The 17361-nt window shown below is 70.7% G+C and carries 8 protein-coding genes; 2 read left to right on the forward strand and 6 right to left on the reverse strand.

Annotation, left to right across the window (positions count from 1 at the left end; genetic code table 11):
* Nucleotides 1–42 precede the first annotated feature (42 nt).
* The 5 genes from pglZ to NI17_RS20585 all read right to left on the reverse strand — a co-directional run bounded on the left by pglZ (nt 43) and on the right by NI17_RS20585 (nt 11734).
* Nucleotides 43–2832, reverse strand: a complete 2790-nt coding sequence (gene pglZ, locus NI17_RS20565) for a BREX-2 system phosphatase PglZ (RefSeq protein WP_243597555.1) — start codon at nt 2830–2832, stop codon at nt 43–45.
* The gene (locus tag NI17_RS20570; RefSeq protein WP_068692654.1) at nt 2832–6680 is read right to left on the reverse strand and encodes a BREX-2 system ATPase PglY family protein; all 3849 of its coding nucleotides are present in this window, start codon (nt 6678–6680) and stop codon (nt 2832–2834) included. Before NI17_RS20570 ends, pglZ begins: the two co-directional genes overlap by 1 nt.
* A gap of 155 nt (nt 6681–6835) precedes the next feature.
* Entirely contained in the window at nt 6836–10528 is a 3693-nt protein-coding gene (gene pglX / locus NI17_RS20575; protein WP_068692655.1) for a BREX-2 system adenine-specific DNA-methyltransferase PglX, read from the reverse strand.
* 161 nt (nt 10529–10689) lie between these two features.
* Nucleotides 10690–10881 carry a DUF397 domain-containing protein gene (locus NI17_RS20580; RefSeq protein WP_068692656.1) on the reverse strand — a complete coding sequence of 64 codons (192 nt, stop codon included), beginning with the start codon at nt 10879–10881 and terminating at the stop codon, nt 10690–10692.
* A gap of 10 nt (nt 10882–10891) precedes the next feature.
* Nucleotides 10892–11734, reverse strand: a complete 843-nt coding sequence (locus NI17_RS20585) for a helix-turn-helix domain-containing protein (protein ID WP_068692657.1) — start codon at nt 11732–11734, stop codon at nt 10892–10894.
* Nucleotides 11735–11933: 199 nt separating this feature from the next.
* On the opposite strand from NI17_RS20585, the gene NI17_RS20590 reads away from it, so the two are divergent.
* Together NI17_RS20590 and NI17_RS20595 are read left to right on the forward strand one after the other, a co-directional pair.
* The gene (locus tag NI17_RS20590) at nt 11934–12341 is read left to right on the forward strand and encodes a hypothetical protein (protein ID WP_068692658.1); all 408 of its coding nucleotides are present in this window, start codon (nt 11934–11936) and stop codon (nt 12339–12341) included.
* 14 nt (nt 12342–12355) lie between these two features.
* The gene (locus NI17_RS20595) at nt 12356–12637 is read left to right on the forward strand and encodes a hypothetical protein (protein ID WP_068692659.1); all 282 of its coding nucleotides are present in this window, start codon (nt 12356–12358) and stop codon (nt 12635–12637) included.
* 144 nt (nt 12638–12781) lie between these two features.
* Here NI17_RS20595 and pglW read toward each other — a convergent pair whose 3' ends face one another.
* A complete protein-coding gene (gene pglW / locus NI17_RS20600) occupies nt 12782–17209 on the reverse strand; it encodes a BREX system serine/threonine kinase PglW (protein ID WP_243597556.1) in 4428 nt (1475 codons plus the stop codon).
* Nucleotides 17210–17361: the final 152 nt, after the last annotated feature.

Here is a 17361-nt window from a genome sequence, read left to right on the forward strand (position 1 = left end):
GCGCGCCTGGTCACCGCCCGCCCCGGCGGGGCGGACGGGTCACTACGGGTCCAGGTGGAACTGCTGGCGGGCCAGCGGGGTGTTGAGCCGCAGGCGGGCGCCGTTGTCGATGATCTCCAGGACCGGGTAGCCCTCCACGTTGAGCAGGCGTTGCAGCACGGTCATCAGCCCGGTGGCCTGGGTGCGCTGGAAGCCCGCCCGGGCGGCGGCCGCCGTGGCGGACATCGTCCCCCCGGACTCCACGAGCGCGTCGATCACCGCCGCGACCCTGGCCTGGGTCCACCGCTTGGCGGGCACGTACTTGCGCTGCGCCTCGTACACCTTCGACTCCACGACCCGCCAACCGAGCGTGGAGCGCGTCTCCTCCGGCGCGGGTTCGGGCACGGGTGCGGGCGCGGCGGCGGTCCGCTCCTCGCGCGGCGGCGCGGGTGGCGCCGCCGTCCGCCCGGCCGGTGCCGCCGGTGCGGCGGCGGGCCGTTCGGCGGGGCCGCCCGTCCACCAGGCGGGGGTCACCCGGTCCGGTTCCAGCACCTGCCACCCCTTCGGCAGCAGTTCGGTGGAGGGCAGGAGCACCAGGACGGGCACGGTCATCTCGGCGAGCGACGCGCCGCCGTGGTAGCCGCCCCTGCGCTGCGTGTAGCGGATGTCCTCCCGCCACGGCACCACGACCGTTCCGCCGCCCTCCCGCACGCGCGGCCCCGACAGTGTCACCTCGCCTTCCTGCGGGGTGCCGGTGCGCCAGCGGGCCGCTTCCGCCGGGCCGTCGGCGGCGCGGGTAGGCGTGCTGTCGCCGCGGTCCAGCACGTGCCCGTGGTCGGAGACCAGCACCACGGGCCGTCCGTAGGAGCGGGCCGCGTCGAGGAGTTCTTCGAGGTGGGTGATGTCGTGTGGCCGCCACCCGGTGCGGTCGCCCTGCGGCGAGTGGTCGAGGGCCTCGTCGATGGTGTTGAGCACCACGCCCACGACGACCGAGGCGTCGGCGAGCGCGGTCTGCAGTTCGTCGGAGAACCGCCGTCCCGCGTGCCCGGCGATGTCGGCCTTGTGGAACAGGGCGGCGCCGTGGATTCTGCGGGCCCGCCAGAACGCGGCGAACCCGTCCTTCTCCGCGGCCTGTCCGCCTTCGCCGGGGGCGCCGCTGAGCAGGGCGGTCCGGCTGGTGCGGGTGACGGAGGGGATCATCGCGACGGCCGCGTCGCGTACGTCCGGCCGCCGTCCGGCCTCCACCCAGGCGCCGCGCGCCGTGAGGTCGGCGGCGAGGGTCACGGCGACGGCGCTGCTCATGCCGTCCAGGACGACCACGAGCGGCGCGACCCGCTCGTCTTTCCGCTGCACGACCTGGTCGCCGTAGAGCGGTGCGACGACCTCGGCGAGCACGTCCTCCACGAGCAGGCAGCCGCCGGTGGTGTGCGCCTGGTCGGCGGTGCGCGCCCACTGGGCGAGCCGTCGGGCGAACTCCGCGTCGAGTTCGGCCCGCCACTGCCGGACCCGGTGGCAGACGGCGGTGTAGGCGGCGGCGACGTGCGCGTCGGCGTCCGCGTCGCCCGCCCACAGCACGGTGAGGGCGGCGTCGACCCAGCCCCAGTCGGCGAGGTGGCGGGTGACGCCGTCGGCCACCGAAGTGGGACCGGCGCCGGGGTGGGCGAGGCGACGCACCAGGCGCACGGCGGCCTCGGCGGTGCGGACCCGGCGCCGCCACAGGGGGGCGAGCCGGTGCTCCCTGAGCCGGGCGAGGGCGTGCTCGGCGTTCTCGGGGGAGCGGGTGAGGGCGTCGGCGAGGGCGCGCAGCCGGGCCTCGAACGCCGACGGCAGGTAGGGGTTGGCGGCGAGCGCGTCGGTGAGGTCGGCGTCGGCGGCGAGCGCGTCGGCGCGCCGCAGCACCTCCAAGGCCCGGTCGCGCAGCACGGAGCGGTCCTGCCGGTGGTCGGCGAGCCAGCGGGCGAGGGTGCCTTCCACGACAGCGGCGAACGCCTGGAGGTCGGCGGTGGGGATGCCGCGGCCGAACAGGGTGCCCAGGGCAAAACCCGCTTTCGCGAGGTCGACTCCGGCGGTGTTGTGGACGGCGGAGCCGACCACGCCGAGCGGCATGGCGTCGTGGCCGCGCCCCTCGGCGACCAGGGCCATCAGCGGGCGGACGGCGGGTCCGGCGACGTCGGCCAGCCAGTCGGTGATACCGGTCTGCTCGGCGGGGTCGAGCGCGGCGAACCGGTCGGGTCCGGTGCTGGTGCGCGACCAGGCGAGCAGCGTGTCGGCGTCGGGCACGGTGTCGTCGCCGCCGGGCAGGTCGAGGCGGGCGGCGGCGAGCGCGCGCAGCGCGGTGTCGCGGGTGAGGACTCCGCCGACCTGCGGCCACCCGTCGCGGGGTTCGGCGTCGAGCAGGGCGTCGACGAGCCACCGTTCGGCGCGGATGCGCGGATCGAGGCGGGTGGCGCCGAACCGCTGCCGCACGATCTCGACGCGGTCGGCGTTGAGGACGCGGCCCCGCACGGCGTGGCCGCGCAGGTCCCAGCCGAGGGCGGCGTCGGGCACGCCGGTGACGACCACCAGCAGACCGTCGCCGTCGGGGACGGCGGCGCGGTGGTCGTGCCAGGCGGCGGTGATGCCGAGCACCGAGCTGTGCTGGGCGACGGTGACGTCGCGGGGGGCGCCGTCGACGCGGACGGTGAACTCGGTGGGGTCGGCGGGGTCGTAGCGGCCGTGGACGAGGACGAGCCGCCGCCGCGCGTCCGGGTGGTCGCCGTCGCGGCCCGCGGCGGACAGCCGGTGGGCGAGCAGCGCTTCGAGGATGCGCCGCCCCAGCAGGGGCACGGTGGACGTGTCCTGCGGGGCGGCCATCAGGCGTCCTCCCCGTCGGCCGGGGCGACGGCCCGCCAGGTGACCTGGATCTCGGCGTCCGGGTTCTGCTCCGCGTATTCGCGGATCTCCTGGAGCAGGCCGTCCATCTGCTGTTCCAGGGCGGAGGGCGCGCTCCGCGCGGGGATGCGGCGGGTGGCGCCGGAGCGGACGGTGGCGGACACCGGCGGGTCGCCGTGCTCGGTGAGACTCACCTGCTCGGGGTCGGTGACCACCGGGTTCGGGGTGCCGACGGGAGGCTGCGGGTCGGGGGTCGGCTGCGGGTCGGTGATGTTGGCCAGTTGCAGCGCCCGGTTGACGAGTTTCCGCCCCTCCTGCTGGGCCTTGGTCAGCGCGGCGGCGAGGTCGTCGGGGTGGTCGAAGCTGCGCGCCGCCTCGGCGAGGGCGTTGATGGTCTTCCTGGCACCATCGCCCACCGTGTCGTCGCGTCCGGTGAGGGAGCGCACCTGGTCGAGGAGTTGCCAGTCGGTGGTTTCCAGGGCGCGTTTCATCCGGCCCGCCGATCCGACGGCCCGGCCGAGCGTCTGGTCGTCGACGTCATAGGCGACCGCGGCGAGCTCCCGCACCAGCGGCGTGTCGTCGGTGTGTCGCAGGACACGTTCGACGAGGTCGACGGCGTGCCGGGCGGCGAGCGGCCGGGGGGAGTCGAACGCGCCGACCAGGCCGAGCACGGTGGCGTTCTGCTCCCGGGTGAGGAGGGAGTACACGCCGTTGACGTCGGGTTCCGCCGCGCGGGCCTGCTCCCGCACCGCCGCGGCGAGCCGAGTGACGTTGCGCGCGAACAGCACCGGCGGGATGCCGCCGACGCCGAACAGGGCTCCGGCGCGGTTCAGCGCGGTGGTGAAGTCCGCTTCGTCGGGCAGTTCCTGCTGGCGGAGCAGGTACCCGGAGCTGATCTTGCCGATGTCGGGCGGGGCGGACTCCACGCCCCGGTACGGGTGGACCCACGCGCGGTCGGAGAGCAGCGCGTAGGTGGCGATGATCAGATCCTGGACGGGCGTGTCGAGCCCGGTCCAGCCGAGTTCCTCGATCCACTCGCGAAGCTGCGCCACGGACAGGTCGCGTCCGGCGTTCTTCTGGTGGGCGATCTGGTCGATGCGGCGGCGCCACTCGGTGCTGAGGACCAGCGGACCGTCGTGGACCTCGCCGAGTTCCAGCGGGTGCACGATCCGTTTGACGAGCGAGAGTTGGTTGCGGTCGACGGTGACGCGGCGCGACCCGTCCTCCATGGCCCGGCTGATCCAGGAGTGGACGGCACGCAGGTCCCGCACGTCGACGGCTTTGCGGGTGGTGCGAGGGTCGAAGTCGGGGTGTTGGGGGTACAGGTGGTCGAACAGGTTGTCGACCAGCCCGTACAGGGCGGTTTCGAATCCGCCGCCGCCGGCCAGGCGCGGCCGGTGGTCGGGCAGCAGGCTCATGACGTGCCCCTCCTCGGGCAGGGGCGTGCTGGTGTTGGCCTCGTCGAGTCGGGCGATGCCGTAGAGCTGCGCGAGGACGGTGGTGAGCTGCGATTCGAGGCTGTCCCGCTGCGCCTTGAGCTGGTTGCGCAGCCGCATCCGGTCGTCGGTGGACAGGTGGGTGGCGTAGTCGTCGAGGCGGTCGCGTTCCAGCAGGTGGTTGATGCGAATGAGGCGGCCGAGCTGGGCGGCGCGCTGCGGCGACAGGTGGACGGGCAGCCACACCACGGTGGGGTGGTGGTTGCGTTCGTCCTGCCGCAGCCGGTGGACGCGCTGCGCGTCGTCGCTGGGGTAGTGGCCGGGCTGGTCGAACGGGTAGTCGAGGACGAACCGGACGTGTCCCGTGACACTCGGCTCGAACTCCTGGTCGGGGAGGCGCTGGCTGTCGCGCACGTTGCCGAACACGAACTCGGCGGTGCGTCGGCTGCCCCGCCACACCACCTCGCGTTTGCACACGAACTCGCCGGTGTCGGTGACGCCGAGCTCCTTCCACAGGGTTTCCCGGACCCAGCGGAGGCGGGCGCCGGGGGTGTCATGGTCGGCGACCTGGTCAAGCAGAGGTTCGACGTCGAGGTCGGACAGGTGCAGGTTGAACACCGGGTCCTCGTCGCCGTCGGCGCGCAGCTCCCCGAACTCGGCCTGGAGCTCCCGCAGGTGCCGGGTGGCGAGGCGGGCGTCGTCGAGGACGCGGGTGCGTTTGATGGAACCGTGGTTGAGCGCGGCGAGCCGCCGCCCGGTGAGCCGGGTGAACGCGGCGACGTCGGGAGCCAGGTAGGCGAGCAGCAGGGTCTTCACCAGACGCAGGTCGCTGACGTAGCGCGGGTCGTCGGCCCCGTACTTCTCCCGCAGGTACGCCTCGACCCTGTCGTAGAAGCGGACGGCCTGTTCGCCTTCCTTCTTCAACCGTTCGGTGAACGCGCCGCCCATGCCCGCGGCGAGCACGTCCCACAGGTCGCCGAGCGGGATGACCTGGCCGATCTTCAGGTCGTCGCGGCGGCGGCCGAGCAGGTCCTGGATGAGTTTGAGACCGGTGCGTTCTCGTTGCAGCGCGCCCGACAGCGCGACGAGCACGTTGAGCAGGGCGGGAGTGAGCGGGTAGACGGCGCGGAAGTCGTCCCAGTCGGCCCCGGTGGCGCCCTGGGCGTCGAGCAGCGCGTCGCGAACCTCGGCGCCGGCCCGTTCCACGCCGGTGAACGCGGCGTCGATGATCTCGCCGGCGCCGGGCCGGGGTTTGAGGATCCGCTCCTTGATGATGGCGGGCAGGTTGCGGTCCTCCAGGTTGATCACGTCGAACCGTTCGGCGAGGTACTCGACCTGGGCTTCGAGGTTCTTCACCTCGATGCCGGTGACGTCCTCGCCGACGAGTTGGGAGAGGTTCCGCTGCCGGGAGATGAAGGAGACGAGGGGCACGGGCCGGTCGGCGTTGCCGGACTCGATGATCTTGACGAGCTTGTTGACCTCGCGTTTCACGAAGTCCTGGTCGGACATGTGGGACTGCAGCCACAGGATCAGCTCGTCGATGAACAGGATGATGCCGTCGTAGCCGAGCCGTTGGGCGTGGCGGCTGATGACGGACAGCCCGTCGTCGAGCGGCAGGAAGGCGTCGGCGTCGCCGCTGGCGCCGCGCGCGTACGCCTTCATCGGCCCGGACAGCAGCGCGGAGACGAGCCGTTCCCGCAGCGGGTCGCCGTGCGGTGCGGCGAAGGCGCGGTCGAGGAGTTCGCTGGTCCACCCGGTGTCCGCCGCGTCCAGCGGGGCGAGGTCGTCGTCGAGGGGCGCCAGGTCGTCATCGTCGGGGTCGGGGCCGCCGCTGTGGGCGAGTTTGCGGATGAACAGGTCGTCGCCTTCGACGGCGCGGTTGGCGCGGGCGTCGTCGAGGAGCGCGTCGGCGCGGTAGACGGCGGGGGTGGGCGCTTCGGGGTGCTGCCTGCGGACGGCGGCCACGTATCCGCCGAGCAGCGCCGAGTCGAGGTCGGTGGCGCCGACCAGGTGGTAGGGCACCATCAGGAAGCGGCGTTCGCGCAGCCAGGCGTCGTGGTCGAGGATGATCTCGCGCAGCCGGGGCTTGTCGAGGGCGGCGGGGTGCCGGTGCAGGACGGCGTGCAGCACCGTCATGAAGTGGCTCTTACCGGAGCCGAACGAGCCGTGCAGGTAGGCGGCGTGTGAGGCGTTGTCGCGCACGGCGGCGCGGACCAGGTTGAGGGCCTGTTGGAAGGCGGTGCGCAACTGGTCGGTGACGACGTACTCGTCGACGCGGGCGGCGGTTTCGTGGAATCCGCCGGACAGTTCGACTTTGAAGTCTCCGGCGTGGACGTCGTCGGGGGCGGGGATGTCCAGGACGTCGCGGAGGTAGACGTCGGTGGTGGGGGACATGCGCGTCGCGGTTCCCTTCGGGTCGCTACCAGGGGCGGTTCGGGGGACGGCTCGGTTCCGATGCTAGTGCGGGGCGCCGACGGCCGGGAGGAGACAGGGGAACGGGGACCGCCGCCCCCGCCCGGTCGCGGGGAGCGGCGGCCCGGCAGCGTCACTCAGGGACGCCAGTCGGAGAGGTCGTCGTCGGTGAGGCGGTGGCGTTCCTGCTGGTCGGCGAGCCACTGGGCGATCTGCTCGGCGGGGCTGCCGTCCCAGTCGGGGTCGTAGTCGCCGTGCCACTGCTGCACCCACGGCAGCAGTTCCCGGATTCCGGCGAGCAGGGGCGTGAGCTGCTCACCGGTCCAGTTGTCGCGTTCCACCCGGTCCTCGACCAGCCGCATGAGCGCTTCGGCCTGCTGCTGGTGGTTCCACCCGGCCCAGCCCACCACCAGGGTGGGATCCGAGGAGGGACCGGCACCCGGGTAGGAGACGAAGCGTTCCTTAGGCACGTCGAGTTTGCCGCGGTTGGCCCAGTACGACGGCTTGCGGAAGTCGGCGGAGGTGTACTTGGGCGGCACGGGGATGTCGAGGCGCTTCTCCTTCTCGCCTTCCGCGAGGTCGGCGTTGAGCGCGTCCTCTTCGCGCTGGAGGTCCCAGACCTCCTCCCACTGCTCGCGTTTGCGCAGCCCGGAGGGCTTGTAGCGCAGCGCCGCCAGGTAGGGCACGTGCTGGTCGGCCGTGATCTTCTCCAGCACCTCCACCAGCCGCGCGTCGGGTCGGCCGAGGTGGTCGGTGGCGTACAGCTCGGCGACGGACGCCACCTCGGCCCCGCCCGCACCGCGGACGAGCGCGTCGGCCAGCTCGGCGAGCGTCATCGCGCAGGGCACGTCGGCCAGCCCGTCCCGGTCCCGGAACCACAGGGCACGGTCCTCGCACCGGTCCAGCAACCAGGATTCGAGAGCGGCCTTCTCCTTCTTCTCCCACGGCTCGGACTGCCAGCGGCGTTTGTGCTCGGGACGCTCAAGGAGCGCGATGTCCTTGCGGGACTCGATGACCTCGATACGCCTGGCGACGATCTTCTTATAGGCGTCGGGCCAGTGGGAGGGGATCTCGGTGATCGGGGTGGAGCCGTGACGGTTGAACCACTCGCTGGTCGCCTCACCCGCCTTGATCCTGCGGGCGAGCACGATCTCGAAGGCCCGCTCACCCAGCTTGATGTCGGGGACGTCGGCGGTGTCGGAAAGCACCAGTTCGGCGTGCTCGGCGTCGTTGAGAAGGCCGTAGCGGTGATAGACGTCCCAGTCCAGTTCCTCCTGGAGAGCGATCATCCGGGAACGGACGGCGGCGTACTCGGCCCGGACCTCGTTCAGGCGAGCACGGGTGGGGGTGGCGGACTCGATGACGGAGGAGGGTTCCAGGACGGACAGCCGCTGGGCGAGAGAGTCGAGTTCGCGGGCACACTCCAAGGGGAGGGAGACGGGGAGGGGGAACTCTTGGAGTTTGGTTCCAGTGAACTCGTAGAAGTCTTCCCAGGGAATGGTTGTCTGACGTGCCCCTTTGGAATCTACGGTACTTCCCTTGTTGTGGCTGACCTGCTTGAGCCAGAAGCACGCTGTTGATGAGTTCAATACTCCAAGGAGTTCCAGGTGCTGGTCTTCCGTGGCATCTTTGGGAAGCTTGATCACCGGAGCGGAACGGTTGAATACCTTGCCGCCACGGTCCAGCACGAAGTGGTTGTGCGTGGCCACAAAGGCAAAAGTGATGTAGAAATGATGAGCATCAGATCGCCAGGTTACCTGATGCCACTGGTACCAGGGGCGACCTTCTTCAAAATAAGTTTTCTTGCTGAATGTTGCACGATTTCCGATCAAGGTTCGGGTTGGCCACATCCATTTTATGAAGTTAACTTTTTCTAGGGGGAGGAGTTTTCCATTTTGGTCATAAGGGAAGAAGCTTTCGAGGCCGTTGGCTAGTGACCAGTCTCGGATTTCGTCGCCCAGGACAATTCTCTTTGCCCAGTCAGATTTTCCGGTTTTGCGGAGCCAGCTTTCCTTTGGGGCCAGCATGACATCGTCTGCATTGGTCATTCCAAAAACGCCGATGAGAGGCGTTGTCTGACCTAGCTTCCTCTTTCGGTTTTCTTCCAGAAGACTGAAGAGGTTGGCAGCACCCCCACCACTTAGGCTCCACGGGTGGTGGCGCAGGGCCTCTCGATCCAAGTCAGTAACGCTTACCCATTCGCTTTCGCTGCCCGGTTGGTCAATTTGTTTGACAATGGCTTGCCAGACCATGCCCTTGGCGGGGTTGCCCGGTTGGGTGGGCTCTCCTCGGATTCCTAGGACTGCGCGGACAGTACTTCCGGGGCTCCAGAGGCTGTTGCGCCCGACGAGGATGACGGTCGGAGTTCCGTGGCCGGGGATGTAAGCACCGGAGGTGTCGATGACGTGGGTGAGGTTGACCTTGGAGTGGAAGTAGTCTTCGATAAGCTTCTTCCCGAACTCGCGTTTCATGAACGAGTTTGCGGTGATCTGTCCGACGAATCCAGATCCCGCAGTACGGCGGTCATCCCTACCTACCGCCAGTTGGAAGAAGCGCTTTGCGAATGGAACCGAGAGTGCGTATTTGCCGGAGCAGACGTCCTTATATGAATCCCGGTAGTTCTGGTTCTCCTGCTTGTCCTTGACCGTGATGTAAGGAGGGTTTCCCACAACCGCGTGGTAGCTGTTAATTCCGAGGAGATCTACACGTTTGGAGTAGTCCCACACGTCCTCGGTGGAGTAGGCGAACGTCTCTTTCTCAGGGGAGAAAAGATCGCCCGTGACGCTTTCCGATCCTCGACCGTGCAGCAGTGAGTCGCCCACTGCGACGTGAATGGGGAACTCCGGAGCCTGGTTCAAGTGCCGGACCCCTGCCTCCTTGAGAACGGCGATGAGTAAGCGAAACCGGGCGATACTGGCTGCGAACGGGTTCTTGTCGCAGCCGTGGACCGAGTTCAGCGCCTTGCGGATCAGTTCCCAGTCGTCAGTCTCCGGTCCAGCAGCCTCGCGGTGCTTCTCCAGCAGACGGGTGAACAGACCGATCAGGAAGTGGCCACTGCCGCAGGTGGGGTCGATGGTGCGCAGGCCCCTGTGGTGCCAAACCACCTCACCGGCAGCGTTCTTGACCTCAAGCTCTGGTTCCAGGCCGAACTCTTCGATGGCGGGATTCAGGGTGAGGTCAAGGATGAACTCCTCGACGAAGTCAGGAGTCTGCAACAGGGCGTAGGTCTTGCGGGCGTGCTCGCTCAGGTCCTGGTAGAGGTCGCCGAGGAAGCGGGTGTCCAGGTTCTCCCGGTCCTCGAAGACGTGGACGAGTTCACCGTTGGGACCGCGCCGACGCCAGAAGGAGAGCAGGGCGCTGGCAGCCTCGTAGCCGGGGGTGATCTGCCACAGCGGGTTGTACTTCCGGTCGAACAGTCCGGCGACTGTGGGGTGGCAGTCGGCCAGGTGGGTGAAGGCGGCGATGAGCCAGTCGCAGTCGTTGAGTTCGGGGTTGTCCCGGAAGAAGCCGTCGTGCCGGGCTTCGGCCAACTCCAGTCGGTCGCCCGGTCCGGCGATCCAGGGATGTTCGATCAGTTCGTTGTCCTCGCAGAACCGCACGAACAGCGTTCCCAGCACCCAGGCCACCGCCACCTGGGTCACCCGCTCGTCCCGCCAGGACTCGTAGGCGGCGGCGGTGCGGCCCGCCTCACGCGCCTCCCGGTACTCCCTGTCAAGGGGGAATCTGAATTCCGGTTCCTCGCTGCGGGAGCGTAGATCCTCCTCCAGCAGCGCGACCTGCTTGCGCAGGTCACCCAGCAGTCCGCCCTGCTCCGCCTTCCGGCCCGCCACCGGCGCCTCCCTGTTCAGTTCACGTCTTCTGGGCACACGTCCTTTCATCCTGCCAGGTCACGGGGATCTTCTTCACGGCCACAATTCGGGATAGCATGACGGCGGAACGAGTACACGGAAGCCCTCGGCGGTTCTGACCGCCGAGGGCTTCCGTTCGTTGTTCAGAACGTGTCCCGCTTGACGGCGTCGATGAAGGCACGCCACTCGGTGGAGGAGAAGAGCAGACTTCCCTGCTCTCGGTTCTTGGTGTCGCGAACGGCGGTGACACCGGGGGCATCGGCGACCTCGACGCAGTTCTGCTGCTGGGTGTAGCTCGAAGTGCGCCAGCGAGCGCCGTCAGGAAACACGTGCATGGTGGTCTCTCTATCGTCTGATCATCTGCTTCAGGTAGGGGATCGTTCGTTCCTCGTCCAGGGCGGAACTACGTATGTGATCCCACAGCTTCCTGTATAGGGCGATCTCCTCGGGGCGCTCCAGGTACAGGCCGTCGGTGAACGTCTCCAGGTAGACGATCGGGGATGCGGGCTCCAGGAACTCCATGATCACGAATGGTCCGGCCACACCCGCGTGGACTCCGGCACTGGTGGGCAGCACCTGTATCGTGACGTGACTGGAGGAGTCGGCGAGATCGACCAGGTGCTCGATCTGCTCCCGCATCACATCGGGAGCGCCAGCCAGACGCTGGAGTGCGTGCTCCTCGATCACGACCCACAGTTCCGGCGGGTTCTCACCCGTGAGGATCTCCTGACGCTTCATGCGGGCTTCGACAGCGCGCTGGATGTCCTCGGGGTTGCGCCACAGCCGTGCGCGTTGGAGGAGTCGGGCATAGCCGGGAGTCTGCAACAGTCCCGGAACACCGGAAGCCTCGTAGTTGGCAATGTGGGTCGCTTCCGCCTCCAACTCGACGTACGAGCCAGTGAGGATGTCGTCGTAGCGCGTCCACCAGCCGCGCTTCTGAGCCTGTCGGACCAGGGAGAGCACAGCGTCGTGCCTGGGGTCGCTCGGGTTCACGCCGTACTCCTGCATCAGCGCTTTGACTTCGACGACGCTGAGCCTCTTCCGCTCACCTGTCTCGATGTGCCCGAGTTTGGCCCTCGACCATTCGAGCCGCTTTGCCGCCTCCTCCAGGCTGAGCCCGGCGTCCTTGCGCAGGCGTCGGAGGATCGCGGAGAGCTGGCGTCGCCGGATCGTCGGGCTTGCCGCCATGCGCTTTCTTCCTCTCCCACGCTGGTTCCTGAACGTGCTGATGGTAGTCCCCCAACGAGAAAACGGACATTTAGCAATCTATGGATAGCGATCTAAAGCATAGAGCTTGAGATCTAGATTTCTAGGATTCAGTATGGGGGTGTACTCGTTCCCTGCCGTCCCGTTCCAGACGGCTCAGTCATGCGTGAGGAGGACGCCCATGCGTCTGGTCCACACCCTGGTTCCCCTGCTGGCGGCGCTTCCGCTGCTGCTGGCCCGCGCCCTGCCGCGGACGCGTCGACCGGTCGCTGACCGGCCCGCCCCGGCCCGTGCCCGGCGACCGCAGGCGGCCCGGCCCGCGCCCCGCGTTCCCCGGCCCCGTCCCTACGTGCCCCGGCACGCCGTGCCGCCTGCGGTGGACGCCGCCGAGTTCCACCGGGTCGCCCGGCGGCACGCGCCGCTGTGGCAGTTGAGCTACGAACCGCACGACCTCGTGCCGTACCTGGCGCGCCACCGGGTGCTGGGAGACCTGCTGGTCGGCTGCACCGACCTGGATGCCCTGGACTTCACGCTCACCGAGTTCACGCCGCCCGGGTACGCCCGCGCCTACCTGGCCCACCACCGGTGAGAGGGGCGGCGAGCATGCTGGACCTCACCCCCGAGGAGGCGCGCCTGCTGCGCGACCTCGCCGACAGCCTCGTGGCGGGCACGCGGGACCGCGCCTACTGGCTCACCGGAGTGCGGCACACCTGCCTGACGCTGCTGCACCAGATCGCCCTGTGGCTGGGCGAATCCTGCGACCAGTCCCACCCGCTCACCCGCACCGCATGCGTGCGCCCCGCCGACCACACCGGCTTCCACACCGACGTGTTCGGCCACCAGTGGCCCCAGGGCCAGCACAGGATCGCACAACCGGAACGGTAGCCGCCGTCCACCGAGCCGCCGTGCCCCAGCGGTCGGGGAAGACCCCCGACAGGGAGGATGCCGCTGGGGCACGGCCCCATCCCTCCTGCGGTTCCCGGTCCCGAGCCGGGCCGGGGACCGCCGCCGAAGCGCCAAGACCCTCCGTCAGGCTGCCGCGGAACCGTCCCCCGCCAGGCGGGACAGGAAGTCCTCGCGCAGCACCGCGCGCTCGTGGTCGCCCAGCACCTCGACGATGCGGCCGTCCAGGCGCGGCGCGGCCTGCGGGGCGTCGGTCGGGCACAGCAGCCACAGCCCGTGCGGGTCCGCCCCGGACCGGCGGGCCGCGTTCTGCAACCCGGTCAGCAGCGCGTGCCCGCCCGCGTCGGCGTAGCGGGTGGTCAGCCCCGCGTTGTGCAGCAGCACCACCGCGCGCGGCCCCGCCTCCGCGACCCGTTCCCCCAGCCGCTCCTCCGTCCGCTGCCAGGCGAACCGCACATAGGAGCGCAGCCCGCGGCTCAGCTCACCGGAGGCCGCGAACCGGGCGTCGCTGCGCAGCACCGCGTCCCACTGGCCGCGCTCGTCGGCGATGCCCCGCAGTTCCGCGAGGAACACCGCGCCCAGGTCCACCGGAGTCAGCGGATAGGCGGCGGCCAGCAGGTCCGCCACCCCCGGAAGACGCCTGCCGCGCAGCGTCAACGCCAGGAAACCGCCCCGGCGCACCGACTCGTCCAACCGCTCCGCCAGCAGCGCCACCGGGTCGCGTCCCGCCGCGGCCGCCACCACGGCCAGGTCGGTCGCGGCGTCGGTGTGCCGCCCGGTGGTGCGGGACAGTCCGCTGCCGGTCAGCGCGGTCGCGGGCGGCAGGAACCGGCGGCTCTGCGGGTCGTACTCCAGCGAGAACCCGGCCTCGTCCAGCGCCTCCGCCACCTCCACCCGGGTGGGCTCCGCCAACTCCAGGTCGGGGAAACGGGACCGGACCCGCGCCAGCAGCTCCGCCGCACTCACCCCGTGCCCGGCGAGCACCCCCGCCGCGGCCTGCGAGATCCGCAGCGCCCGCGCCAACCCCAGGTTCCGCGGGTACAGCTCCAGCCGCGGCGAGTACCGGGCGTCGTCGGACGCCGCCGCCGCCAACGCCACCAGGCGCGTGTCGGCCAGCGGCGCCATCCCCTCCGGGACCGGCACCTGCCGCAGGTCCCGCAGCACCGCCGAACGGCCAGGCAGCGGCTCGGCGGCCGCCAACCGGTCCGCGACCTCCCCCAGCGCCCGCGCGTAGTCGGCGAGGTCCGCGGGCACCGGATCGTCGGTGCCGGGCAGCGACTCGGCGGCCACCAGCACCCGACTGCCGCGCCGCAGTACCGCCAGCCGAGGCTGGTTCTCCTCGTCCTTGTCCTGCTCCCACAGCTCCGCGTCCAGGGCGGCACGCACCACCGCCGACGCCAGGGCGGCGACCCGCCGCGGATCGTCGGCCCCCTCACGGGTCCCCCGGTGCGCCCGCAGCTCGGCCGCCAACTCCTCGACGGCCATCACCCCGCCGGCCGCCCGCACATACCCCACCAGCTCGTCGCGGACGTCCCGCAGCTCCGGCAGCCCCACCCACCGCTTGATCGCGTCGCGGTGGTACACGGACACGGTCGGCTGCTTGACCCCGAGCCGCCGCGCCACATCGGACTGCGTACACCACGGCGGCAGCGGCGAAGCAGACCCGTCCGCGCCGGGCAGCCCCAGCAGCAGCCGCACCGCCTCCGGTTGGCGGCTGCGCCCGCCCGGCTCGGGAGTGACCAGCCGGGCCAGCTCCTCCACGCCCAGGCGGTGCCCGGCCCCGGCCGCGCCCGCCTCGTCGGCGGCCCCGTGCGGGTCCGCCACCGGGGCGGGCCGTTCCAGGCGCTGCCCCAGCCGGGTGCGCCACTGGCGGTGGCGGCGGTTCAACTCCCTGCGGACCAGCGCGCCCGTGCCGCGTGCCCGGGAGATCAGATGCGGCGCAACGCCCAGCAGTTCGCCCACGGTGGTCGCGCCGAGCTGGTGGGCCGCCGACTCGGCCGCCGGCGACAGCCCCGCCGCCCCCAGCGGCGTGTCCAGTTCGGCGGCCTCGGCCGCCCGGTCCCGCGCCTCGTCCACCGGCACCGACGGGGAGGCGTCCACCGTCGCGGGAGTGCTCGGCGGGGTGGCCGCGTCAGCGGCGGCGAACACCCTCCGCCACGCCTCCCGCATCTGCTGGAGGCTCTCGAACCGTTGGTCCGCGTCGCGGTGCAGGGCCCGCTCGAAGAACTCGACGAGCCCCGGCCGCAACGCCGTGTCGAACAGCTCCGCCGCCAGCGCGGGAACCTCGTCGTCCGTCATGGCCGGACTGGTCGCCTCGTCCCCCCAGCGGGGACGCTCCCCCGACGCCATCTCGTGCAGCGTCACCGCCGCCGCGTACCACTCGGCGTGGTCGTCGTACCGGCCGCGGCGCGGATCGGCTCCCAGGAACGGGTCCACGTAACCGGCGGTGCCCGCCCTCAGGTTCTTGTCCGACGCCCTGGTCAGCGAGAAGTCGAACAGCTTCAACTCCCAGGAGCGGTCCGCGCGGCGGAACAGCCCCAGGTTGTCGGGTTTGATGTCGCGGTGCCGCACCCCGTGCCCCGCCAACTGGTCCAGCGCCACGAACAGGTCGTCGCCGAACCGGGCCAACTCGTGGTAGGTGAGCCGCCCCTCCGACCGCAGCCGCTCGCCCAGCGACCGCTCCCCCGCGTACTCCAGCACCAGGACGGTGCGGCCGTGCACCTGGCGGGGGCCGTCCAGCAGCCGCACCACGCGCCCGCCGCCCACCTTCTCCAACGCCTCGGCCTCGTCGCGCAGCCGTGCCGCGCGCTCCCCCTCGTCCAACGCCACCTTGAGGACCCGCGTCTCCGGGCGCGTCACCCCCTCGGCGGTGACGACCTCGGCGCGCACCAGCAGCACCCGCGACGTCGCGCCGGTGCCGAGCACCCGCTCCACCGTCCACCCGTCGTCCACCTGCTGGCCGGGCAGCGCTTCGAGCGGATCGACGCCCGCCGCGACCGTCTGCTCCGCGGCGGCCCGCTGCTGCTCGAAAGCGTCCAGTCCGGCGACGAAACCCGCGACCGACTCGATGCGGTCGGCCACGTCGGCCCGCGTCACCGAGAAAACCAGGGAGTCCAACTCCTCGGGCACCTCGTCGGCCACCGCCCGCGGCCGCAGCCCGCCGTCCACCCGCAGCCGTTGCAGCAGCTCCGAACGGCTCACCGCGGGCGGGCGGCCCGTGAGCACCAGGTAGGCGACCGCGCCCAGACCGAACAGGTCCAGGTCCACCGGGTCGGCGAAACGCTGGTCGAACTCGGGAGCCAGGTACACCTCGGCGGTGTCCGCCACATGCTCGCTGTGGATGCTGGAGTCGCCCACGGAGGACAGCGGCGTGGTGTCGAAGTCGCGGGCCGCCACCTGCCAGTCGACGACCCGCAGCACCGGATCGGAGCCGTCGTCGCGGCACGACACGTACACCGACCGCGCCGCGAGCGCCCGGTGGTACAGGGAACGGTCGTGGGCGTACCGCAGCGCGTCGGCGAGCTGCCGCACCAGGTCCAGGCGGACCCGCAGCGGCAGCGAGGCGCCGTGCGTGTCCAGGTAGGCGTCCAGGCGCAGGTCGGAGGCGCTGTGCCGGAACAGGATCGCCGGGCTGCCCCGGTGGTCGCGGAACTGGAGGGCCTGGACGATGCCCCGGTGGTTGATGCCCTGCAGCACCTGGTACTCGCGTTCGGCGGCGCGCTCCACCTCGCGGCGGGCGTCCTCGTCGGTCCGCTCACCCACCAGGTAGATGCGGACCCGCCCCTCCTCGCGGATGGGATGCCGACGCACCGCCAACCGGTCCTCCCAGGTGGGACCGCCGTCGATGGGGCTTTTCGACAGCTCCCAGTCGTCGTCGAACCGGAGGTGGGCGGTGGAGGCGTCCACCCCGGCCTTCTTCATCAGACCGGGCAGCAGTTGCGCGAACCGGAACAGCTCCCGGCGCGCCTTCTCCGACGAGGCCGTCGGCGGCAGCGCGAGCAGGTCGTCCCAGATCCGGGGCAGGCCGGTGTCGCGGTCGTTGCGGCCGTAGACCTTGAGCCGCTGCTGCTCGTCCAACTCCGAACGCAGGTCGCGGGCGGACAGGAACACCGCGGCCTCGATCCGGGGGATGACGACGTTGGACCCCGTCGCCTTCGCGGCCCAGAGCAACCGGTCCTTCAGCTCCCGGGCCTTCAACTCGGTCAGGTGCAGCGGGTTGCGGAAGGTGCGGACCCGGTCCGAGGCGTGGAAGTTCCAGGTGCCGCCGTTGTTGACCAGACGGCCGGGATGCGCCTTCAACTCCAGCAGGAACAGGCCGCGCGGCACCAGGATCAGCAGGTCGCACTCGTTGACCCGGCCGCTTCCGGCGGTGAAGCAGAAGGTGGCCCAGGCGCGGAACGGTTCGGCCGGCGGCATGAGCCCGCGGATGTGGTCGAGCGCCTCCTGCTCGTGCGGGTAGGGGGAGGGGTGCTCCTGGAACCAGCGGATCACCCGAGGCGGGGCGGGCCTGGGGATGCGCTTCAACCGGGAGGAGTCTCCGCTCGCTGCCGCCATCGTCCGTCCTCCACGCATGCTGCGACCTGCTGCCGACCGGCGTGCATGGGAGCCTACCGGCCCGGCCGGACAATCCGCCAAGACAACCGCGAACCGGCCGCGCGGCACGCGGACCCCGGCCGACAGGCAGGTCGAGGCACCCCCGAGCCTTC

It is taken from the genome of Thermobifida halotolerans (assembly GCF_003574835.2).
Lineage (GTDB): Bacteria > Actinomycetota > Actinomycetes > Streptosporangiales > Streptosporangiaceae > Thermobifida > Thermobifida halotolerans.

Excerpts from the sequence above, each read along its gene's own strand:
- pglZ (WP_243597555.1), bottom strand. The coding sequence starts at position 2,832 with ATGGCCGCCCCGCAGGACACGTCCACCGTGCCCCTGCTGGGGCGGCGC.
- NI17_RS20570 (WP_068692654.1), bottom strand. The coding sequence starts at position 6,680 with ATGTCCCCCACCACCGACGTCTACCTCCGCGACGTCCTGGACATCCCC.
- NI17_RS20580 (WP_068692656.1), bottom strand. The coding sequence starts at position 10,881 with ATGCACGTGTTTCCTGACGGCGCTCGCTGGCGCACTTCGAGCTACACC.
- NI17_RS20585 (WP_068692657.1), bottom strand. The coding sequence starts at position 11,734 with ATGGCGGCAAGCCCGACGATCCGGCGACGCCAGCTCTCCGCGATCCTC.
- NI17_RS20590 (WP_068692658.1), top strand. The coding sequence starts at position 11,934 with ATGCGTCTGGTCCACACCCTGGTTCCCCTGCTGGCGGCGCTTCCGCTG.
- NI17_RS20595 (WP_068692659.1), top strand. The coding sequence starts at position 12,356 with ATGCTGGACCTCACCCCCGAGGAGGCGCGCCTGCTGCGCGACCTCGCC.
- pglW (WP_243597556.1), bottom strand. The coding sequence starts at position 17,209 with ATGGCGGCAGCGAGCGGAGACTCCTCCCGGTTGAAGCGCATCCCCAGG.